General features: G+C 53.7%; 14 protein-coding genes and 1 pseudogene. 8 read left to right on the forward strand and 7 right to left on the reverse strand.

The features are described 5' to 3' along the window. Positions 1-200: 200 nt before the first annotated feature. Positions 201-1787, reverse strand: coding sequence for a plastocyanin/azurin family copper-binding protein (locus AC6RNO_RS34640; RefSeq protein WP_497108215.1), 1587 nt, complete (start codon positions 1785-1787; stop codon positions 201-203). A gap of 214 nt (positions 1788-2001) precedes the next feature. On the opposite strand from AC6RNO_RS34640, the gene AC6RNO_RS34645 reads away from it, so the two are divergent. From AC6RNO_RS34645 to AC6RNO_RS34655, 3 genes are all read left to right on the forward strand, one after another. Further along, positions 2002-3612 (forward strand): glycosyl hydrolase family 28 protein, encoded by a 1611-nt coding sequence (locus AC6RNO_RS34645; protein WP_497108217.1) that lies wholly within the window; start codon positions 2002-2004, stop codon positions 3610-3612. A gap of 522 nt (positions 3613-4134) precedes the next feature. Continuing rightward, complete coding sequence (locus AC6RNO_RS34650; protein WP_474685295.1) at positions 4135-4662, forward strand: hypothetical protein; 528 nt, start codon at positions 4135-4137, stop codon at positions 4660-4662. 4 nt (positions 4663-4666) lie between these two features. Further along, positions 4667-5311, forward strand: a complete 645-nt coding sequence (locus AC6RNO_RS34655; protein WP_474685294.1) for a TetR/AcrR family transcriptional regulator — start codon at positions 4667-4669, stop codon at positions 5309-5311. Positions 5312-5319: 8 nt separating this feature from the next. Here AC6RNO_RS34655 and AC6RNO_RS34660 read toward each other — a convergent pair whose 3' ends face one another. Beyond that, positions 5320-7104 carry a sulfate permease gene (locus AC6RNO_RS34660; RefSeq protein ID WP_497108218.1) on the reverse strand — a complete coding sequence of 595 codons (1785 nt, stop codon included), beginning with the start codon at positions 7102-7104 and terminating at the stop codon, positions 5320-5322. 175 nt (positions 7105-7279) lie between these two features. Beyond that, positions 7280-7606, reverse strand: coding sequence for an ArsR/SmtB family transcription factor (locus AC6RNO_RS34665; protein WP_474685292.1), 327 nt, complete (start codon positions 7604-7606; stop codon positions 7280-7282). A 666-nt stretch (positions 7607-8272) separates the two neighbouring features. Here AC6RNO_RS34665 and AC6RNO_RS34670 point away from each other — a divergent pair. After that, positions 8273-8458, forward strand: a pseudogene (locus AC6RNO_RS34670) (hypothetical protein); the annotation flags it as partial. A gap of 318 nt (positions 8459-8776) precedes the next feature. Here AC6RNO_RS34670 and AC6RNO_RS34675 read toward each other — a convergent pair. The 4 genes from AC6RNO_RS34675 to AC6RNO_RS34690 all read right to left on the reverse strand — a co-directional run bounded on the left by AC6RNO_RS34675 (position 8777) and on the right by AC6RNO_RS34690 (position 17550). Next, on the reverse strand, positions 8777-8905 hold the full coding sequence (locus AC6RNO_RS34675) for a DUF6254 family protein (RefSeq protein ID WP_474685291.1): 129 nt from the start codon (positions 8903-8905) through the stop codon (positions 8777-8779). Positions 8906-9812: 907 nt separating this feature from the next. Further along, positions 9813-14363 carry a glutamate synthase-related protein gene (locus tag AC6RNO_RS34680; protein WP_474685290.1) on the reverse strand — a complete coding sequence of 1517 codons (4551 nt, stop codon included), beginning with the start codon at positions 14361-14363 and terminating at the stop codon, positions 9813-9815. Between the two features lie 525 nt (positions 14364-14888). Next, positions 14889-16361 carry an aminotransferase class III-fold pyridoxal phosphate-dependent enzyme gene (locus tag AC6RNO_RS34685; protein ID WP_497108227.1) on the reverse strand — a complete coding sequence of 491 codons (1473 nt, stop codon included), beginning with the start codon at positions 16359-16361 and terminating at the stop codon, positions 14889-14891. Between the two features lie 193 nt (positions 16362-16554). After that, complete coding sequence (locus tag AC6RNO_RS34690; protein WP_488438436.1) at positions 16555-17550, reverse strand: LCP family protein; 996 nt, start codon at positions 17548-17550, stop codon at positions 16555-16557. A gap of 242 nt (positions 17551-17792) precedes the next feature. On the opposite strand from AC6RNO_RS34690, the gene AC6RNO_RS34695 reads away from it, so the two are divergent. The 4 genes from AC6RNO_RS34695 to AC6RNO_RS34710 all read left to right on the forward strand — a co-directional run bounded on the left by AC6RNO_RS34695 (position 17793) and on the right by AC6RNO_RS34710 (position 22136). Next, positions 17793-18848, forward strand: a complete 1056-nt coding sequence (locus AC6RNO_RS34695; RefSeq protein WP_497108219.1) for an ATP-binding cassette domain-containing protein — start codon at positions 17793-17795, stop codon at positions 18846-18848. Next, on the forward strand, positions 18841-19635 hold the full coding sequence (locus AC6RNO_RS34700; RefSeq protein WP_474685288.1) for an ABC transporter permease: 795 nt from the start codon (positions 18841-18843) through the stop codon (positions 19633-19635). Before AC6RNO_RS34695 ends, AC6RNO_RS34700 begins: the two co-directional genes overlap by 8 nt. Positions 19636-19640: 5 nt before the next feature. Further along, positions 19641-20426 carry an ABC transporter permease gene (locus AC6RNO_RS34705; RefSeq protein ID WP_474685287.1) on the forward strand — a complete coding sequence of 262 codons (786 nt, stop codon included), beginning with the start codon at positions 19641-19643 and terminating at the stop codon, positions 20424-20426. 213 nt (positions 20427-20639) lie between these two features. Continuing rightward, on the forward strand, positions 20640-22136 hold the full coding sequence (locus AC6RNO_RS34710) for a right-handed parallel beta-helix repeat-containing protein (RefSeq protein WP_497108220.1): 1497 nt from the start codon (positions 20640-20642) through the stop codon (positions 22134-22136). Positions 22137-22213: the final 77 nt, after the last annotated feature.

A 22213-nucleotide genomic window follows, 5' to 3' on the forward strand; every position in this document is an offset into this window, starting at 1 on the left:
CCGCGCCACCCGCAGCGCTCGCACTGCCCGCGCCAGCCGCGCCGCCCGCAGCGCTCGCACTGCCCGCGCCAGCCGCGCCGCCCGCAGCGCTCGCACTGCCCGCGCTGCCCGCGGTCCCCGCGCCGCAAGCGCAAAGGAGCAGCAGGCACAGCAGCGCGGACCAAACGGCTAATGCTCGTAGCGTCATCGCTGTATCACGCTCATTTCACGATAATTTGGCCTTTCATAAATTGCTTGTGCGGCTCGCAGTAGAAGTCGTAGGTACCGGGGTTCGCAAGCGTAACGGTGTAGGACTCCCCTTTGTCGAGCAGCGGAGTGGCGAAGCTGCCGTCCACCGCGACCGCGTTGTGTTTCATATCGTCATAGTTGGTGAATGTGATTTTGGAGCCGGCCTCGACCGTCAGCGGGCTTGTGCCGAACGAGAACTCTTTGATGTCGATGTTGTAGGTTTTCGCCGCCTGGGCGGCTGTTGTACCGGCGAATTTCGCCGGATCTACGACGAACCATACGCTGCCTACGTTTTGGCCCGCGGTGTCGCCATGCGACTGATCTTTAACAAAGTAGTAGAGCGGGTAGCCTTTGTACGTCGCCTGTTTGCTGCCGTCAGCGCGCGTAATTGCGCCGAAATCGGCCGCCGGCAGTGTCGAAGGCACGCTTCCTCCCGAAGCGCCGTAAGCCGGCCAATTGGCGAGGCAGTTCCCTTCGCAAACGCTCGTTTGCGGCTTGTCTTTATCAAAATAATACAGCGTGCGCCCGCGATCATCGGTCAAATAATTGCCGATCGTCGTATTGGTGCCGAGCATGACCGTGTAGTCCGATTTTGCGGCGAACCAGACGCCGCCGACGGCCTCGCCGAGAGTATCGCCCGCCGCTTTATCCTTGACGAAATAGTAGAGCGGCCAGCCTTTGTACATCCACTGCTTCGTTCCATCTGTCCGGGTCAATACGGAAAAGTCAGCCGCATTTAAAGTGGCAGGAATTTGCAGTTGATCCGACGTGAAGAGCGGCCAATTCTCGATGCACTTTCCTTGGCAGGCGTTCAAATCCTGCGCGTCTTTCGTGAAAAAGTACAGTGTGCGGCCTGCTTTGCCGGTAAAAAATGTACCGAGCTTGGCGTCGCTGTGCAGACCGATCCGTTCGCCTTGCGGGAGCGCTGCGCCGGCGGGGATGACTTTTCCGCCCTGCAGCATCTCGAAGAGCGAATGGCCTTGCGCGGTTTGCGCAGACAGAGCTTCGACAAGCGCTGTGGCGATATGGGCGTTCGTCAAAGCGGAGACGCCTGCGATTTGCCCGAGACCCTTGCCTGCGGCGAACTTTTCCGCGTCCGCGTAAGCGAAATCCGTGCCGGATTTATAGCCTATCGCCTCTAGCAGCACCTTGTAGAACTGCTGGGCGCTGATCGGCGCCAGCGGATCGAAATGCCCATCGTCCATGCCGCTCCAGCCGTACTGCGGATGATTTTTCAAATACGCGAGAATCGCCTGATTGCTCTTGTCGACCTGCCCGGAGTCGGCGAATCCGCCGCTTCCCTTGAAATCGAGAGCTTCCTGCAATTTGCCTTGAAGACGGAGCGAAATTATAGCCGCCTGGATTCTTGTCGAGCCTTTGGCCAGGTAAGCAGCCGAAACGCCGTCGCCTTCACCGGCCAGAAGGCCGAGCTTTTCCACCGTTTGCGCGTCGCTTGTAACGCCTGAGCCGTTCGTTTGTCCCTCCGCACCTGCCGAAGCGCCGATTGTCGGCAGCAGCAGCGCCGCGCACAGGACAAGCGATAATCCAAATTTTTTCATCCATCCAGCCTCCTTATAAAAATATCCATTCTAAAGAGGTAACGACCGTCCCGGCAAAGCGGTTTGAGCAGACGGGAAATTTTTTTCCCTGACGGCTGCTCGTCAATGCTGCCGAGCCGCGAACCGGCCGGATCAGCGCGTTTCATCATTTTGTCATAATTTTCATGTATATTTAAAATCAGTATAACGATTGCGGCGAAAGAGGTGAGTTACGGTGAGGCAGCCATTATCACGAAAAAAAGGAACAGTTGCCCGATGCGCAGCGCTTCTGCTGGGAGGCGCGATTATCTTTGCTTTAACGGCCTGCGGTTCACGGACGGCGGATGACGCGGTCCATTCTGCGGAGGATCGGGAATTGGCCTCGTATTTGACCGGTCTTCCATTCCAAATGCCGGATGTGCAAGCACCTCAAATCCCGGACCGGCGGTTCAATATTGCCGATTACGGAGCGGTTGGCGATGGAATCGCGAAAAATACGGAAGCATTCGCCAAAGCGATTGCCGCATGTTCGGACGCCGGAGGCGGCATTGTCGTTGTTCCCGCCGGAGTTTGGCTGACAGGCCCGATAACCTTGAAAAGCAATGTCAACTTGCGTTTGGACACCGGCGCCATCGTTGATTTTAGCAAGGATCACCAAGAATATCAGGCGGCTGCTTCCAAGGACGGCAGGCCAGTCCCTCTCATCTATGGAACGAATTTAACTCATGTGGCCATTACGGGCGAAGGCGTTATTGACGGAAGCGGAGAAACGTGGCGGCCCGTCAAAAAAGAAAAGCTTCCCGAATCGCAGTGGAATGCGCTTGTCGCCTCAGGCGGGAAGGTCGATAAAAATATTTGGTATCCGCCGCAGCAGGTGGTCGATGGCGCAGTGAAAGACATTCGTCCGATCATGGTGGACATCGAGAACAGCAGCTCGGTTTTGATTGACGGACCGACACTGGAAAATTCCCCTATGTTCAATCTGAACATCAAGCATGGACAAAATGTGATCATTCGAAACACGAAAGTCACGAACAACTGGTACGACCAAAATACGGACGGCATCGACGTCAACGGGAAAAATATCGTCATTTACCGCAACACCGTTAACACGGGGGATGACGGGATTTGCATGAAATCGTCGGGAGGAGGAAGCGGCGGCGAACCCGGTCTGCAAAATGTGGTGATCGAAGACAATGTCGTTTACCGCGCGCATGGCGGATTTGTGGTGGGCAGCAACACGGACGGCGGCATGAAGAACATCTATGTGTACAACAATGTCTTCTCCGGTACCGACACCGGTCTCAGATTCAAAAGCGATGTTGGAAGAGGCGGCCTCGTTCAGAACATTTGGATAGACGGCATCACTATGAAAAATATAGCTTCCGATGCGATTACATTCGATGTCACTTATCCGGCCGATAATAGCTCCAAAACGGATCAAAGCAAAGTGCCTCAGTTCCAAAACATCCATATCAACCATGTTTATGCGGACGGAGCCAAGGGAGCCGTGACCGTCAAAGGGACCGAGAGCATCCCTGTCGGCGGAGTGGATATTCAGAACACTGTCATTCAGGCCGATACAGGCTTCACTGCCGGCTTCGCCAGCGGAATTCAATTGACGAATGTGAAAATCATTCCGAAAACAGGTCCGGTGTACACGCTGAACAACAGCGACCATGTGTCCTTGAATCGGGCATGGAGCCCGGCAGGCACCGATACGTTCTTGAAACTGGCCGGCAGCAGGACGCAAAATATTCAATTGTCCGACACCGACACCTCTGCGGCGAAGCATCCTATTGAAGCGGGGAAAGACGTGCCAAAAGATGCAGTAAGCACTAGTTGATAAAAGAGCCGCCCACAATCCGGGTGGCTTTCTTTTTTTGCCAAACCGTACCGCACAAGCGGATTCATACGCCTTGCTGGCACTTTATCAGTTGCCAATTTGCTAGATACTGAATCTCTTATTAGTATCTTCCGGCAAAGCGAGGTGAGAGATATGAGTATAATCAGAGTCGATATAGTGATAATCAGATTCAGACGCATAAATGGCCGCAGATTTATAACAGCTGTCCGTGTAATCGGCAGTGCCAGACCGTGCGTTCGTTTCCTGTTTATTGGCGGACGGGTCACATTTGCTGAAAATTGTCTTTTGAGGCATGGATTCCGCATTATTATTTCGAGACGAAATGTACTGGTGTTTAAACGCATAAGGAAAATCTGACAAAGAAGAAAAGCATGTTTAGGCGACCGAACACTGGCGCTGGACATGCTTTTTTTATTTATAGTTCCTTTTCTTTTGCAGTACACTTGTGCTAAAATAGTTTTGTTTTTATAATACACTTGTGCTAAAAAGGAGCTTTTGATCATGATCGCTTTTTTCATCATTGCTTGTGAAGTCGGTTTTTGGATCTTTGTTTTGGCGGGTTTGGCCGCTCGTTACTTGCTCGGAAGGAAGCGTCTGGGCACGGCACTGCTTCTTTGCACGCCGATCATCGATCTGGCGCTGCTGGCGGCGACGGTCCTTGATCTTCGAAATGGTGCGGAAGCAGGCTTTTTTCATGGGCTGGCCGCGATTTATATCGGCGTATCGATAGGTTTTGGCCACCGGATGATTAGCTGGGCGGACCAGCAGTTCGCGTATCGTTTTGCCGGAGGCGCGGCGCCTGTCAAGCCGCCGAAGAAAGGAGCGGATCACGCCCGCCGCGAGCGCCGTCTGTGGTTTTTGCATTTTCTTGGTTGGGGGATTGGCTGTATGTTGTTGTATGGTATGATTTGGCTGGCAGGGGAACATAGCAATACGGATAGTTTGCGGCAGACCATCAAGACCTGGAGCATCGTGCTGGCGGTCGATTTTGTGTGGAGCTTCAGCTATACGCTTTGGCCGCGAAAGTAATACAATGGTACTTAACGATAATAGGGAGGCGGAATACGAAGAAATGCCCAAAGTGGTCAATTATACCGAGCAAAGGGAAAAGATTGCCGAAGCTTCCTGGAGGGTGATTTGCAAAGGGGGGCTGGAGCAGGCGACGGTCCGCAAAATCGCCGATGAGGCGGGCGTATCCATGGGAGCGATGCGTCATTATTTTAACAGCCAGGCTCAAATGTTTGAATTTGCGATGAATTTGATCGTCGAGCGGATTGAAGCGCGAATTCGAAAATTGAATCTGTCTGCCGAAGGCTTGACTGTACAAGCCGCCAAATCATTGATACTGCAATTCATGCCGATGAATGAGGAGCGGGAGTCCGAGATGGAAGTCTGGATCTCTTTTACGGTTAAATCGCTTAACGATCCTGCGCTCAAACAGCTGAGCCACCGCACTTTCAAGCAAATGCGGGAGGCAATGGCGGAAACTTTGCAGCTGCTTGCAAAAGAACGCATACTTGATCCGTCCATCGATGTACCGCGTGAAGCGGAGCGGCTGCATGCGCTGGTTGACGGTTTGTCGGTTCACCGGCTTATTCAGCCGGACACCGTAACCCCGGAGCGGATGGAAGCCGCTATTGACGATTTTTTTGCCGGCCTGGCGCCGAAAAGTTCCTGACATCGACATCACGGATGCTTCGAAGCAAGCGCTTTGGAGCGGTTTTGCCGGTCAAGGGAAACGGACCCGGATACTTTGTCTGAATCGGGAGCGGCTAAAGCGGCGCATTCGCGGAAGGCGAAATGCTTGCATCCCAAACATTTTTGGCGATCCAGCAGCTGCAAGGAATAGTCGACAGCCTCTCCCGTATGCTCAAAGAAATGTTCGTTCCCGATCATGGATGCCAAACCCGTTTTGTTCAGCACTTCTTTGGGTTGAGCCTGAATGCCCGAGATGACGACTTCACCGCCATGTTTCTTGAAATCCTTGACCACACTGGCCAGATTGATTTCACCGGTCGTATCCATAAAAGGAACCTTGCCCATTCTTAGCAGCAAAATTTTGGGGCGATAATGGATCATGCCCATAATCGATTTCTCGAACATAGTTGCCGCGCCGAAAAATAGCGGTCCTTCAATCGTGAAAACGGAGATTTGCGGGCAATCGTGCCCCTCTTTCACCATGTGGAGAGCCATTTTTTCATGCTTTACGGAAGGATCGGGCAAAACTTTTGCGACTGTCAGCATCTCGCTCATCCGTTTGACAAACAGGATCACAGCCAGTACCAGCCCGACTTCAACGGCAGTCGTTAAATCGACGAGCACCGTAAGTAAAAAAGTGATGATCAAGACGACGGAATCGCTCGTTTTCGTTTTTAAAACATGGACGAATTCTTTGCGCTCGCTCATATTCCAGGCAACGACCATCAGTATCGGAGCCATACTGGCCAAAGGAATACTCGAAGCGAATGGGGCGAACAAAAGCAATACGAGCATGACGACGATGCTGTGAACCATTCCCGAAACAGGACTTGCCGCGCCGCTTTTAATATTAGTCGCAGTTCGGGCAATGGCCCCGGTTGCCGGAATCCCGCCGAACAATGGCGTCACGATATTCGCAATTCCTTGCCCGATCAGCTCCCGGTTGCTGTGATGGCGGTTTCCCGTCATCCCGTCGGCGACTACGGCGGACAACAGCGATTCGATTCCCCCCAACATGGCGATGACAAAGGCCGGCTGGATGAGCTGCTTGATTCGTTCAAAAGTGATCTCCGGAACATGCACGCTTGGAAGGGCGCTTGAGATAGCGCCATATGTCGAACCGATCGTGGCTACATGCCCTTCAAAAAACCACGCGGCAATAAGACTGGATAAAACAAGGCCGATCAGCGACCCGGGAACCTTCGGGAAAAACTTTGGCGCCAGCAAAATAATGGATAAACAAATCGCGGCCGTGATGACGCTATACGGATTTATCGTAAAAATGCGGATGCCGATTTCTTTCATATTCGACAAAAAATCCTCATGCTTTTGGATGCCTGTCAGCCCCAGAAAGTTGGTAATTTGCCCGGTGAAAATAATGACCGCGATACCGGCTGTAAAGCCGATGGTCACGGGGCGGGGAATGAATTTGATAAGCGCTCCGAGCCTGAATACGCCCATCAGCACGAGTAAAATTCCTGCCAGGAACCCTGCTATAAGCAAATTCTCGTATCCGTACTGCATAACAATGGCAAACAAAATAGGGACGAACGCGCCCGTCGGCCCCCCGATCTGGAATTTGGAGCCGCCGAACAGTGAAATGAAAAAGCCGGCGATAATCGTTGTGTAAATCCCGTACTGCGGGTTAACCCCGGCTGCAATTGCAAAAGCCATTCCCAAAGGAATGGCAATAACACCGACAATCAACCCCGATATAAGATCTCTTCGAAGATACTCCGCATTGTAGCCTTCAAATCTGCCCGACCACTTCATCGTAAACCCTTCTTTTTTCATATATTTGATTATTTGAATATATAGGGAATATACACCCGGGCAAAATTGTTGTCAATGAACAAATATCGCCTATTGACGGACTAATAATCCGTTTATGAAAAGAAGCAAGGCCATCTTTAATTTGTGCTAAAGATTTCCTTGCTTTTTCGATCGTTTATTCATTTCGGATGGTTTCCAGCAATGAAATGGCGTCAACCAGATGATTGTCAAAAATTTGCTTGGCTACCTTCAGCAGCTCCTTAATGAGAGGGTCGCGAAGGGAATACAAGACCGAAGTGCCTTCCTTGGTGCCGCTGACGACATTTTTTGTTCGGAGGACCGCCAACTGCTGCGATACGGCGGAGCCTTCGGTTCCGAGCAGCGCTTGCAGTTCATTGACCGTCTTATCTCCTTCGCACAGCAGCTCCAGGATTCGAATCCGTAACGGATGAGCCAACGCTTTGAAAAACTCCGATTTAAACTGCTGAATTTCGCGATTCATCCCAACTGATCCCCTTAAGTTAAAGATTTGAATATATGAATAGAATACAGGAAACAAGTTGTTAAATAAAGCACGGCCGAAAAAATCAAACGATCCGGTTCCTGGCAATGACTCAGGCCTACAAGCAGGGGATGTGTTTTAAGCCGATCCTGTTCCGGGATAAGACAATCGTATCCGTGCAGTGAATGGGGCGGAGTTGTTCTACAGCTACGACGCTGCGGTGAAGCTGCCGAACCGTCTGGAATTGATGCACGAGTCGCTGCTGGAGCCGCTGGAATAGTACGCGGAGAGGGAGCTTGACTAAGGGTGGGGCGAGGACGAAATCGAGCTTCTGGACGCCGAAGACTACCGCAGAGCTTACCGGCACCTGCGTAACATGCAGGCAGGCAAAGGGGGCCGGTTTGACGATTTTGAAAAGGAAAAGCGGATGCTTGCCCACGTCGTCGTGCAGGAGCATTTCAAACCGCTGCGGACGGAGGTGAAAAGGCTAAGTATTTGTAGATGTGACAGAAGTTTACCTGCAGTTGCTCCGAGATCGGGAGCTGGCCCTCGTCCTGGCCGGGGATGCCGGCCTGCCTGAGCGTTGGCCTGCCGTCGGGGAGCAGACGGAGCAAGCGCTGGCCGGGTGGCATCTGCCGTATGAAGATGCCGCGCCGTATTTTTGGCGAAGGATGTGGATTCGATGCCGTGCTCATCTATGACGGCAGCAAAGCGTGCTACGGCCGTGAGAGCGAGCGCAAGCTCTTCTACACGGCGTGCACGCGGCTCTTGCATATGCTGCATATTTATACAATCGGCGAACTAAGCGAATTCATCGCTTCGCAGCCTGCCGAAACTTATGTAATCGAGTAACCGAGAGACGGTTCCAACCCACTGCCGCAGCTGAGCCCTCATCGCCGCTATAACAGCTAAGCCTCCATCCAGCCCCGCTGTGGCAGTTCAGCCTCCGCCTGACTACCGCAACTGAGGCTTAATCCTCACTGCTGCAGTTGGACCTCCTAAGCCTGCCCCCACCGGTAAAGTGGGGGCAGGTAAAGTTAACCAGCCATACGGGAAGTGAGAAAACGGCCCACTGCTGCCGCCAACGAGACTAAGGTCAGCCGATTCCGACCGCTCTCTCTATCCGAAGAAATCTGCTCGGGTTGCATAAATTTCCCTTAGCTTTATTTCCTACTTGGTTGAGTTCTTTGCATCACTTTCGTTGGAAAGCTCCTCAAGCGATTTTACTTTGCCGTGTGGGTTCTGGGTTTGTTTGCGTGATTTCCATGCGGCTTCTTCACGGCGTTTTGATTGGCTCATAGCGATTTACTCCTTTGGCAAGTGGAATTTGAGTGCTTTTATAAATTGCCGAACTGCCGCAAGTTTTATTCTCCGTGAGCACTTCCCAGTCTTAGGCTTTCGAGAGACCAGTCTCACTCTAATCGCAACGTCGGTTTGTGCAGAAATTCTGCAATTATACAGAAATTCCCGATAAAAATGGGGCCGGGCTCATGATTCGCGAAAGAACCTCTGCCCAGAAACCCATACGATAGAGCCGATTGCACCATCCGCCTGGTTGCACGAAAATTCCTTCGCTTTCCAGGCTGTTGATAACCATAGTCCGCTCGCCTGCACGAAGAAAACCTGCAAAAATGCATGAATTTGCGTCCTTAATCGCGTGGTCACGAACAATTCCTGCAATAGTGCAGGCTTTTCGCCGCGAACATAGGCTCAGGTTCACTTTCAGCGAAAATTCCTGCACTTTTGCAGGTTTTTCGCTAAAATAAGCCGATTTCTGGGAAAAACCTGCACTTTCGCAGGTTTTCTCCCTAGTAAGCTGATTTTTGCCCAGTCGTGGAGTTCCACGACCTAAACCGGGGGAGGCGCGCCCAGAAAAAGTGGCTGGTCCCCCAAATTAGCCACACCCTAGCCCTCACAGGGTGTCGCGACTTGCTGGGGCAGCCTAGTAGACCTGATTATTTTCGTTCTGTGGGGTGACGTCTACGGCGTCATGGGGGTTTTCACAGGTTTTGTGGGCCGGCATGCTGCTTCGCTTCCTGCCAAGCCGCCTTGTGCCCCTATTCTCAGCGCGTGGGGTCGACCGACCGCCATCATGCAGCGCAGCGCGACACCGCGCCCGGAGTGCCTGCCTCTCAGATAGAGGAGGCGACAAACCAAAAACCCTCTACTCGACGATGGGTCAAGTAGAGGGTAGGATTTGTAAAGATTACTCCGTTGCCACGGACTGGTCGGCTTGCATGCCAACCGGCGAGATGCGGATGAAGTTTGCTTCGAGGTTGTTCAGCAGACCGTCGATTTTTGCTGCGGCTTCGGCTTGGCCGGAAGCAGCGAGCTCGTCGCGGTAAGCTGTCAACAGCTCGGCGAGATCTTTTTTGCTTTGTACGCCGACGCTTTCGATTTTGACTTTCGCGCCTTTGGCGATACGGCGTTCGATTGCTTTTTGATCAAGGCCCATTTCAGGGACAAGACGTTGGTAAATCACGCCGCCTGTCATACCTGCGCAAATCCATGGACCCGGGTCGCCCATAACGACGGCGCGGCCGTTGGTCATGTATTCGAAAGCGAAGCCTTTGAGGTTCGCGCGTGCCGCAAGTCCGCCCAGCTCATCCTGCAGCGGAGTCGTGATTTCCCCGCCGAATACGACGTCTGCTCCGGAGAAGCGGATGCAGGCGCGAGTATCAGCGCCGCCTTGGATCAGGAACAAGCCTTTTTGCGCGCCGTAGCCGAACGATTTGCCGACGCTGCCGTTAATGTACGTTTTATCTTTGCTAAGCGATTTGAGGATCGCTACTTTACCGCCGAGCGCCATTTTGCCTACGCCATCCTCAGCGCCGCCGTGAACGGTAATATCTACGCCGCGGGCGTTGAATGCAGCAAGACCGTTGCCGGGAACGGAACCGTCAACCAGATTGAGCGCGATCGAAGGAAGCTGATCGTAGCTGCCGTCGAAACGGTCTCTTACGCGATGGCTGGAGTAGCGGCTTCCGAGAATGCGGGATTCCGCGTCCACTTTGGCCCAGTTGCGCACGATCGGAGCGTCAAGCGACAAGGAATCCGGGAAGAACTCCTGGCCTTCCGCGCCGGCTGCGATGCGGATATCCGAAGATACGGCCGCTTCTTCCAAAGCGAGCTCTGCCGCCGAAACGAACTGCAGCGGAGCCGGACGAAGCAGGTCGGACAGGTCGATGCGCTCCTGATGGATCACTTGCTCCAGCAGGTCGGAACGTCCGACAAGGTCCTGCAAGCTTTTGAAGCCGAGCGCTGCTACGATTTCACGGACTTCTTCACCCATGCCGCCATACAAGCGGACAAGGCTGTCTACAGCCAGATCGTATTGACGAGGAACGAAGCGGCGAAGACCTTTTTCTTCGGCTTCTTCCATAGAGTCGATTTGCGTAGCGATACCTACGTGGCAAGTATCCAGATGACAGCCGCGGCAAGTCGTACAGCCGATAGCTTGCATCGAGATGCTGCCGAATCCGCAGCGGTTCGCGCCGAGCATCACCATTTTGACAACGTCTGCGCCGGATTTCAGACCGCCGTCGGACCACAGCTCAACGCGGTGGCGAAGGCCGGCTTCGATCAGAGCGACGTGAGCAAGCTTTGTGCCGATCTCGGTAGGCAGACCAACGTGAGTCAGGGAGTGGATACGAGCCGCGCCCGTACCGCCGTCAAAGCCGGACAGTGTAATGACATTCGCGCCTGCTTTGGCTACGCCGACTGCGATGGTGCCAACGCCCGGAACGACAGGGATTTTTACGATAATTTTCGCTTTGCGGCCGCTTGCTTCTTTCAACTCGGAAATGATTTGCGCCAAATCCTCGATCGAATAAATATCATGGTTGTTCGAAGGAGAGATCAGGTCCGAACCGATTGTCGCGTTACGTGCTGCGGCGATTTTGGCCGTAACTTTGGAGCCCGGCAGGTGACCGCCTTCGCCCGGTTTTGCGCCTTGGCCGATTTTGATTTCAAGGAAAGCGACGGCGTTCGCGAGTTCGACGTTAATACCGAAACGTCCGGATGCGACCTGCGCGCCGCGGGTTTTTTTGTAGCGTCCGAGCATATCTTTAATCTCTCCGCCCTCGCCGTTCATGGTAACCATGTTCAGGCGTTCGCCGGCTTCGGCGTAAGCGCGGAAAGCTGTTTCGTTCTGCGAACCGAACGACATGGAAGCGATCAGCATCGGCAGGGAATGACCGCCGATCGAAATGTCGACTTCGGACGGATCAAGCGCCTTGCGGCCTTCGCTTAAAGCTTTGTCGTAGTTGAAATCCATCACGTGACGGATCGAAATTGCGTTTTTCTTTTCTTCTTCACGCAGCTTGTCGCGGTAGTCGCTGTAAGGAGCGGTTCCCGATGCGGTATCGCCTAACGCTTTCCACATGCGCTGGAAGAAGCGGAAGTTTTTCGCGGCTTTCGCTTTCGGATTGGTGAAATCCGCATAGCGGGATTCCGCGTCTGCTTCCAGTTGGGCAAAGCCTGTTCCGGCTTTCTCGCTGCCCAAGTAGTTCACGATATCCAGCACCTCGGCCACTTCCGGTTGGAAGCCGATCGAGGAGAAGAAACGCGTGTAACCGCGAAGCTCGTGCGTACCGATCGTCGAAATCACTTTCTCCAGACCTTTGCTAAGCGCAGCGTACACTTTGCGCGCCGCTGCCGCGTCGCCGTCTTTGTCGGAGGCTGTCGCGAACAGCAGGTAAGGCGAGATAACGTCGGCGCCAAGGCCGCAAGCTACGGCGATATCGTGCAGGTTGCGGATCGCTGCCGAACGCAGGACGATGGTAACGTGACGGCGCAGGTTGTCGCCGAACGCCAATTTTTCCGCACGCAGGGCGATATCGATTTTGGATACGGCCAGATGCGGGTCGAGCCACAAACGGTCGTTTTGATGAGCTGCCGCGTCGTCGAGCACGATTAGGGAAGCGCCGCTGCGGGCCGCTTCAAGCGCGCTGGAAGCGATTTGGTCCAAACCGTCGCGCAGCGATGTGCCGCGGGCGAACGTCGTCGACAGAACGGCAACGGAACTTTCGCCTACCGTACGGAACAGGGCCAGCAATTGCTCGAAAGAAGGCTGAGACAGATGCTCTTCGCTGTCTACGCCGTTCGTGCCTTCCAGCACGAGGGGAGACAAGAGTTCAAGGCGAAGCTGTGAATCGACTTGGCCGTATACGGATGGACGGCATCCGACGATGACACGAGTCGAGAAATGTTCCATTTCACGGTCGCGGTCGATCGCAGGGTTCGTTACGACAGCTACGCTTTCTTTAATGAAATCAGGCACGTTTTGACGCTCCCAGCTGATAGCCGCGTGCGGAGAGTCGTGACCGAGGGAACGAATCGGCTCTGCGCCGGTTTCGGACATCGTCTCGATGTGCTGAATGCCTTCGCGGTCCCAGCCAAATGCGCTGTACAATTGGTCCGTAGCCGCCAGATTGTCGTTCAGAGCGGCTTCCGCGTCTGATTTGGCAGGGTTCAGGTACTTGCGGAGTCCGTCAAAGTTCAGGCGTTGGCTTGCGCGCTCAAGAACGATGCTTTGCACTTCGTGGTAAGGAATGACCTGCACATGCTCGCCGGGAGTGAGCACAACGCCGACTTTTTCGCCCGGAGCGATCGGCTTCGGATCGGCAACCATGTCGCCAACCGTGATGATGCCTTGCTCAGAGGAGAAGTAGAGCGAAGTTTCGCTTTCCACCATCCATACCGGACGGAGACCGAGAGCATCGACGCTGAAAATACATTCGTTGCCGTAACGGGAAACGATACCCGCCGGACCTTGGGCGAAATGGCCCCAAACTTGACGGAAATAAACGTATAAGTCCTGCAGCTCCGGACGGAACTGCTTCATTTCGTTAATAATCGGAGGGAATACCATTTCCATCGCTTCGAACAGGCTGATTCCGAAACGGTGAATGAATGTTTCAATCGTCCGGTTCATGTCCTGGGAGTCGGAACCGCCGTCAACGAGCGGCACGCCGACCATATCGGCTTCGAGGCGCATTTTTTTGATCGTATTGATCTCTCCGTTGTGGCCGAGCAGGGAGAACGGCTGAACGCGGAAGAAACTGGATTGCGTATTCGTCGAGTAACGGTTGTGGCCGATGGTGACTTGGGCAGTGAAAAGAGGATCGCAGGTGTCGTTAAAATATTTAGGCAAAATGCTGGCGGCGCCCATCACTTTGTAGGCGGCTGTCACGTTGCTGAGCGTAGCCACATGAACCGTATAGCGGTTTTCAATGGCAATGTGGAGTTCGAACAGGTGATCGGCTACGTTCACGCCTTCCTGGTCGCAAAGAGCGGCGATTTGCCAGAAAGTAGGCTCGTCATTTAAACCGTTCGGGCCAAGAACGCTGCTATCCACTTGGTTTTCCTGCTCCAATATAATGGAAACATTATGTTGGCGGAAAAGCTCGCGAATCCCGTTCTGCATGTCGGCGACGGTGAGATCAAGCTTGCGCGGAACAAAAATATGAGCAACTGAAAAACGGTTGTCATAGGCCAACTTGCCGTCCAAGCCTGCATCCGTTAATTTCTTTTCCCAAAGCGCACGGGGAATGTCAGTCAAAATTCCGCAGCCGTCGCCTTCGCCGTTAATAAAACCCGAACGATGTTCCATTTTTACGAGGGCATCGATCGTTTTTTGAATATTGTCACGGGAAGGATGGCCGTTCTTTTCGATAATACAAATAATACCGCAGCTATCGTGTTCCATTCCTAGCAGGTTCTGAAAACGGCCTTCATTAAGCATCAACTCATTCATTGCACTAGGTCAGTCGCCTGACCGTCACCTCCAATACAAAATTAAACTCCTCTTGCGTTTGCGCTCTTGCATTCCTGCACTGCCAAGCCCCGCAATCTTTGCACAATCCCCGAAATTTCCAAAAAACGGACAAAATCCGAAATATGCAAGCAGCTGCATAAAAATGCAAATTTGTTGAATAACGTGCCAGTTCCGAAAAGAACTTCCCTTATAAAATGCAGTTCATTAAGGACTAAGCGATAGTAAGGCGCAGTGCACAAAAAGCTTGCCGAAACTTGTAAAACGCGCCCTAACTTTCTTGGAAAACACGGTGAAAACAAGACGTTCCGCGAAAAGGGTAAAAGTAACTTTAGAATAGCATGAAAAAGTGCATCAGACAATAGTCGGCATAAGAAAAGCGAAATGTAAGCGCTGCCTTTTGTGCATATTGGTGAATAAAACCAGATATATAACCAGAAATTTGCATGAAAAAAACGAACGAACTAGAATCGGAGACGATTCATAGTTCGTTTCTAGGGAAATCGGTTAGCGCGTGAGAGCCATCGTTTTGAAGGCTCGATCCGCGGCTTCCAGCGTTTGGACGATGTCGTCTTCCGTGTGCGCAACGGTCAAAAACCACGCTTCGTATTTGGACGGAGCCAGGTTGATGCCCTGCTCCAGCATCAGGCGGAAAAACTGTCCGAACCGCTCGCCGTCGGTATCCTTCGCTTCGTCGTAATTGGTGACCGGATGATCGCAGAAGTGGGTCGAGAAGGCGCCGCCGATGCGGTTGACCGTCAAGGCGATGCCGTGACGGGCCGCTGCCGAGGCGATGCCGTCGGCGAGAGAAGCGCCCAGCCGCTCGAGCCTGGGGTAGACGTCCGCCTGCCGCAGCACTTGCAGGCAGGCGATGCCGGCGCTGATGGAGGCGGGATTGCCCGCCATCGTGCCGGCCTGGTAAGCAGGTCCGAGCGGAGCGACCTGCTCCATCACTTCTTTGCGGCCCCCGTAGGCGCCGATCGGCAGTCCCCCGCCGATCACTTTGCCCAGGGCCGTCAGGTCCGGCTCCACGGCGGCGTAGCGCGCCGCCGCCGTTTCGGGACCGGCCTCCTCCGCAAGCGGGAGGCCGGGGTAAGTCTGTGCCGCTCCGTAATGGAAGCGGAACGCCGTGATCACCTCGTCGTAGATGACGAGGGCGCCATGTTTGCGAGCGGCTGCGCAGAGCCGCTCGAGGTAGCCGGCATGGGGCATGACCATGCCGAAGTTGCCGACGATGGGCTCGACCATGACGGCGGCCACGTCCTCGCCCCAACGCGCAAGCGCGTCCTCCAGCGCCGGAATGTCGTTGAACGGCACGGTGACGACCTCTTGCGCGATGCTTGCCGGNCCGACGATGGGCTCGACCATGACGGCGGCCACGTCCTCGCCCCAACGCGCAAGCGCGTCCTCCAGCGCCGGAATGTCGTTGAACGGCACGGTGACGACCTCTTGCGCGATGCTTGCCGGCACGCCGGCGGAATCCGGCGTGCCGAGCGTGGACGGCCCGGAGCCGGCCGCCACGAGCACGAGATCCGAGTGGCCGTGGTAGCACCCGGCGAACTTGATGATCTTCGTGCGCCCCGTGTAGGCGCGCGCCACGCGAATCGTCGTCATCACGGCTTCCGTGCCGGAGTTGACGAACCTGACCTTGTCGAGCGACGGAATCGCCGACTTCAGCATTTTGGCGAACTCGATCTCGAGTTCGGTCGGGGTGCCGTACAGCGTGCCGCTGCGCGCGGCTTCGCAGATCGCCTCGGTCACGTGCGGATGCGCGTGACCGGTAATGATCGGGCCGTAGGCGGCGAGGTAATCGATGTAGCGGTTGCCGTCTTCATCCCAGAAGTAAGCGCCCTGTGCGCGCTTCATGAAGACGGGCGCGCCGCCGCCTACGGCTTTGAACGAGCGGGAGGGACTGTTGACGCCTCCCACGATATGCTGCAGCGCTTCCTGGTAGAGCTGCTCGGATCTTTTGCGTTCCATCATAAATAGAATCATTCCTTTGCTATATTTGATCGCAGGCGGTGCCCGCAAAAAGCCTCTGTCCGGGTGGAAGCCGACAGGCATTCTCCGGGCAGAGGCGGGCAAGATTGACGATGCCGGGCGGGGCATTGCACGGACGGTTGTGGAGAACGGCAGCACCCTGCGGCAAGTGAAGGATGTCCGCAGGCTCGGCCTATTGCTTCGCCGTTTTTGCCGGCGATTTGGGCGAAGGAGAGGGCGACGGCTTCGTCGGCCCTTCATCGGCTTCCGCCGTGCCTGCGAACAAGTTTTTCACATAAGTTTGCAGTTTGTTTTTGTCCGCCGCGATGACGGCGGCGCCGCGCACCGTTTTTTCTACGAGCAGATCGGATGGCGGAAGCTGGGAGCTGACGACGCCGTCGGCTTTCGCTTCGAACCCGAGGGAGCCCAGCTTGAGCATGTCGGATACGCTTATATTCGTATCGATGTATGGATCGATGGAATTCAGGATGTGCGGAAGCTTGATGAGCGAGCTTGTCGACTGCAGCTTTTGCGCCACGGCCATCAAAAATTTGCGCTGCCGTTCCGTACGCGAGAAATCCGACAGGGCGTCGTGCCGGAAGCGGACGTACTGGAGTGCCGTATTGCCGTCGAGGTGCTGCATGCCCTTTTTCAAATTAATGTCGTATACATGGTCGTCTTCGGAGTCGGAATATTTCATATCTTTCTCGACCTCAAGGTCGATGCCGCCGACAGCGTCGATGAGCGCGATGAAGCCTTTGAAATCCGTATACACATAGTACTGCACAGGAATGCCGAGCAGATCGCTGACGGTTTTCATCGCCAGATTCGGTCCGCCGGTCGTAATGGCCGTATTGATCCGGTCGTCGCCGCTGCCGGGTATTTTCACATATGTATCCCTTAGTATGGAGAAAAGGTACGCTTTTTTGGTAACCGGGTCGATGGATGCGAGCATGATGCTGTCCGAACGGGGAAGTTCGTTTTGCTTCATTCCGCGGGAATCGCCGCCGAGCAGAAGAATGTTCACGCGCTGCTGGCCTTCCCATTTGGGAGGCGTATACTTATCGCTTTGCCCCTTGAACGACTTGGCCGACAACGGCCCGCCGCCGCCTTGGGGATCCGCTGATTTATTTGATATGTTATTGGCGAAATTATAAAAAGAATATCCGTAATAACCGATAACCACCATAAGCAGCAAACCGATCAGGAGCAAAGTCCGCTTCACTATTTTCAAAGAATCGCAGCTCCTTTCGCACAGGGATTGTTAATCATCTGTACTTTTTTTATTTACAGAATTCATGTATCATGGAAGTGTTGCTCAAATGAGCCACTTATGCTCATTATTATAGTTGTTGCAAAACTTCGATAGCAAGTTCTGGCGAATAATGGAATAAATTGTTGCCGAGTCTACGAAGACAGGGAGGTTAAGTCATGTTGGCGATTGACGTTCATCAGCTTCGCAAAGAATTTCAAGTACAGCAGAGCCGCGGAGGGCTGAAAGGCGCTTTCCAGGATCTGTTCAAAAGGGAATACAAACATGTCACAGCCGTTAAGGACATCAGCTTCCAAATCCCCAAAGGGGAAATATGCGGCTATATCGGCGAAAACGGCGCCGGCAAATCGACGACGATCAAAATGCTCACCGGCATTCTCGTCCCGACCTCGGGGCATATCAAGGTCAACGGCTTCATTCCGCACAAGGAGCGCGAGAAGTTCGTATCGGGCATCGGCGTCGTGTTCGGCCAGCGCAGTCAGCTGTGGTGGGACATCGGCGTCGTAGAATCGTTCCAGCTGCTGAAAAAAGTGTACCGCGTCTCGGAAGCCGACTACAAAAAGCGGCTCGACGAGCTCGTGGAGCGCCTGCAGTTGTCCGAGCTGCTGTCGCGGCCCGTGCGCAAGCTGAGCCTCGGCCAGCGGATGCGCTGCGAGCTTGCGGCTTCCTTGATTCACAATCCGGCGATTCTGTTTCTGGATGAACCGACAATCGGTCTGGACATCGTCGTGAAAACCGAGATCCGCGAATTTCTCAAATCGCTCAACCAGCGGTATGAGACTACGATTCTGCTGACGACGCACGATTTGCAGGATATCGAAGCGCTGTGCTCGCGGGTCATTATGCTGGATGACGGCAACATCATTTACGACGGCGGCCTGGATGAGCTCAAAGCCAAATGGGGCAAAGGCAAGGAAGTCGTTCTGCAATTCGTCCATCCGGTGACGCTGCAGCGGCTTCAGGAGCTGACGCAAGGCCTCGACGTTGCCTGGCAGGTCGAAAATGAGCTGTCGGCCAAGGTGTTTATTCCGCAGGACCGGGCCAATGTCTCGGAGGTGCTGAGCCGCGTCGTCGGCGTCCTGCAAATCGAAGATATTAAAATCGTCGAAACGAATACGGACGATATCGTCCGCGAAATCTACAAGTCGGGATCGGCGGAGGCCAAAAAGGAACCGGAAGCGCAGCAGGCAGAAGGAGAAGTTATTCATGCTTAGCGCTTATATGGAAATTATCCGCATGCGTTTCCTCATGATGCTCGCTTACCGCGTTAATTATTACAGCGGCATATTAATTTATGCCCTTAACATCGGGTCTTACTATTTTGTCTATAAAGCCATCTATGGCGCGCAGGCGACAATCAGCGGGATGACTTTAGGACAGATGACGACGTACGTCGCTATCTCTTGGATGGGACGGGCATTTTATTTCAACAACCTGGACCGCGAGATCGCCACCGAAATCCGGGACGGCAGCGTAGCTATCCAGTTCATACGGCCTTACAATTATGTAACGGTCAAAATGATGCAAGGCTTGGGCGAAGGGGTTTTCCGCCTGCTGCTGTTTACGACTCCCGGCATGGTTGTCATATCGCTGCTGCTGCCGGTAGAATTGCCGACACGGCCGGATCTCTGGCTGATTTATTTGATCATGCTGTTTTTCAGCTTCCTGATCAACACGCAGATTAACATCATTACCGGCTTGTGCGCTTTTTTCCTGGAGAACAACGAAGGGCTCATGCGCATGAAGCGCGTTGCCGTCGATCTCTTCTCCGGTTTGATCATTCCGGTGTCCTTTTTCCCGGGGTGGTCGGAAACGGTTCTGCAATGGCTTCCCTTTCAAGCTATTACGTACTTGCCGAGCGCCGTATTTACCGGTAAGATTACAGGCTCGGATGTTTACGCAATGCTGGGCGTGCAGGCGATTTGGTTCCTCGTGCTGATCATCCCGATTTACATGATTTGGGTCAAATCCAGAACGCGCTTGTTCGTGCAAGGGGGTTGAGCGGCATGTTCTACGTATCCCTGATCGCCGATTATTTGAAAAATTACATGAAAACCCGGCTCACTTACCGCTCCGATTTTTGGATCGAAGTGCTTTCGGATTTATTGTTTAACGGCCTTAACTTGTTTTTCATTCTCGTTGTGTTTTTGCAAACCGCGTCCATGGGCGGCTGGAACCAGGAGCAGATTTTGTTCATCTACGGTTATTTTATGATCCCCTACGGCTTGTTTATCACTTTCTTCAACTTGTGGGGATTCAGCGAGCGGTACATCGTCAAAGGAGAAATGGACCGCATTCTGACCCGGCCGGCTTATAATCTGTGGCAGCTGATGCTGGAAAATCTCGATCCCGCCTCGCTGTTCAGCGCCTTGGCCGGCGCCGGCGTGATGGTGTACTCCTGGGTCAAACTGGGTCTTCCGTTCCATTGGCACGATCCGCTCATTTTCATCGTTCTTGTCATCGGGTCGGTGCTGATCTATGCGGGAATCTATATATCCCTGACCTCGCTCTCCTTTTTCTCGGATGCTCCGACAGGCATTTTGCCGTTGATCTGGAACATTCAAAATTATGGCCGATATCCGGCAACCATATACAATAAGCTGCTCCGCAGCATTTTGACGTGGATTTTGCCCTTTGCATTCGTGGGCTTTTATCCGGCGGCTTACTTTTTGGACCCGGCGAATTGGAAATGGTTCGCGCTGCTGACACCCGTTGTCGGCATCGTATTCAGCTTCATAGGATTCACGATCTGGAATATAGGCGTCAAACGTTACCGCGGCGCAGGTTCTTGATCCGCAATTCGCACCGCCCGCAGCTATCGGGCGCGCGGTGTTGTGCTGCATGACGGCGGTCCGTCGACCACAGAGGCCCTTCATTCGTGCTTTACGAACGGAGGGCTTTTTTTGCGGTTTTTCTTGATACAAAATGTATCTAAATATATAATGAAACGTAGGACAAGCACCCGCAAGGATTGCTGCGGCGTGAAATTTACAAGGAGGAATGTCATGGGAGATGACCGGAAAATGACGATGACAAGAAGAAAAGCGTTGGCCTCGCTGGGCGCGATGGGTGCTGCGGTGCTGGCGGGCGGCGCTTTTGCTCCTGCGGTCACGAAGGCCGCCGGGCCAGTCAATACGTTTTACGCCTCGGAATACCCGTCGCTTCAGGACGCGGTGAATGCGGCCGGAGATGCCGGAGGCGGGGAAGTGATCGCGGATGCGTCATATGTGCTTGCCGAGACGCTGAACTTGAGGCAGCCGAACGTCCGGCTGCGCGGACTGGGCAACAAGACGGTGATCTCGGCCGGCGAATCGCTGCGGGTGCTCGTGGATATTTCGGCGAGTTTCACCGCTATCGAGAACTTAACGCTGGATTTGTCGTCGGCCGGCATCAGAAAGACGGGAATTCATCTCTCGCAAGGAGAAAATTCCACAGCGGCCAACATCCGCATCGACAGCGTACTTTTCGTAAAAGGGCAAAAAGGGATCAACATCAACAACAACCTGGCCAAAGAGGACAACGTCTCGGTTGAAGACATTTCCATTACGAACTGCACCTTCGACGCCCAGACATCGTACAGCGTGCTGCTCGACCAGTTTGCCCGGGGCAGAGGACTGCTGGTGACGGGCTGCACGTTCCGCAACGGTGGCGGAGATTACATCGAACTGAACATCAAAAAAACAGAAGATGCCGATGCCGAGCTCACCTTGTTTCCGGATATCATTATTTCCAACAACATTTTTAAAAAGACAAGCTCCGCCTCCACGCAAAAAGGCTTCGCCGTCGGCATCGCTTACGGATGCAACGTCGTCGTAGCGAACAACTCGTTCTTCCGCATTCAACGGGAAGCGATCCACGTCGAAGACTCCTCCTCATCGATTACGATCACCGGCAACACATTCAGAGAGTGCGGTTACGATACTCCGGACAGCACGAATAAAGTCATCAATCTGATCTCGGGCTCTGCGGATATTACGATCAGCAACAACTCGCTGTTTAATTCGATGAAGCTGGGAACCGGGATTTGCATTGAAGCGGGAGGGGGCTTGAGCCCGGCCCGCTATACGATATCCGGCAACACGATCAGCGGCTTTGAAACGGGCTTCCTGGGCATCGACGATTTGGCCCTGGCGCTGAACGGCAATGTTTTCTCGCTGTGCCGGCAAGCCGTAAGCATGTCCAAGCCCAAATATTTTGTGATGGACGGCAATATCATTTCGGACTGCGAGCATGGCATCGAGCTGACCGGCTTCGGCGGCTACGTGAAAGAGACCGAGCATTATATGGTATTCAGCAACAATATTTTGCGGAATATTAGCGCAAGCACGTTCACGATCGACGAACCCAAGTCGGCGCCGTACGCGGCTAAACGGACGATGATCGGCAACATCGGATTCACGCCAAAAGCGATGCCGGACTCCACGGCTTCCGACGTCGCCGCTTTGCAAAGAGATTTCAACCAACTGCTGGCTCTTTTGAGAAACCAGCGAGTGATCGGTTAGACGTCTGCCCGATGAACTCAGCAGAAGATCGGCTGGTACTGCCGCTCCATCGCTATATGTGGTATGTACAAAAGCAA

It is taken from the genome of Paenibacillus sp. sgz302190, assembly GCF_059820445.1.

Excerpts from the sequence above, each read along its gene's own strand:
- AC6RNO_RS34700 (WP_474685288.1), top strand. The coding sequence starts at position 18,841 with ATGCTTAGCGCTTATATGGAAATTATCCGCATGCGTTTCCTCATGATG.
- AC6RNO_RS34640 (WP_497108215.1), bottom strand. The coding sequence starts at position 1,787 with ATGAAAAAATTTGGATTATCGCTTGTCCTGTGCGCGGCGCTGCTGCTG.
- AC6RNO_RS34680 (WP_474685290.1), bottom strand. The coding sequence starts at position 14,363 with ATGAATGAGTTGATGCTTAATGAAGGCCGTTTTCAGAACCTGCTAGGA.
- AC6RNO_RS34655 (WP_474685294.1), top strand. The coding sequence starts at position 4,667 with ATGGTACTTAACGATAATAGGGAGGCGGAATACGAAGAAATGCCCAAA.
- AC6RNO_RS34690 (WP_488438436.1), bottom strand. The coding sequence starts at position 17,550 with ATGGTGGTTATCGGTTATTACGGATATTCTTTTTATAATTTCGCCAAT.
- AC6RNO_RS34650 (WP_474685295.1), top strand. The coding sequence starts at position 4,135 with ATGATCGCTTTTTTCATCATTGCTTGTGAAGTCGGTTTTTGGATCTTT.
- AC6RNO_RS34665 (WP_474685292.1), bottom strand. The coding sequence starts at position 7,606 with ATGAATCGCGAAATTCAGCAGTTTAAATCGGAGTTTTTCAAAGCGTTG.
- AC6RNO_RS34705 (WP_474685287.1), top strand. The coding sequence starts at position 19,641 with ATGTTCTACGTATCCCTGATCGCCGATTATTTGAAAAATTACATGAAA.
- AC6RNO_RS34695 (WP_497108219.1), top strand. The coding sequence starts at position 17,793 with ATGTTGGCGATTGACGTTCATCAGCTTCGCAAAGAATTTCAAGTACAG.
- AC6RNO_RS34710 (WP_497108220.1), top strand. The coding sequence starts at position 20,640 with ATGGGAGATGACCGGAAAATGACGATGACAAGAAGAAAAGCGTTGGCC.
- AC6RNO_RS34675 (WP_474685291.1), bottom strand. The coding sequence starts at position 8,905 with ATGAGCCAATCAAAACGCCGTGAAGAAGCCGCATGGAAATCACGCAAA.
- AC6RNO_RS34660 (WP_497108218.1), bottom strand. The coding sequence starts at position 7,104 with ATGAAGTGGTCGGGCAGATTTGAAGGCTACAATGCGGAGTATCTTCGA.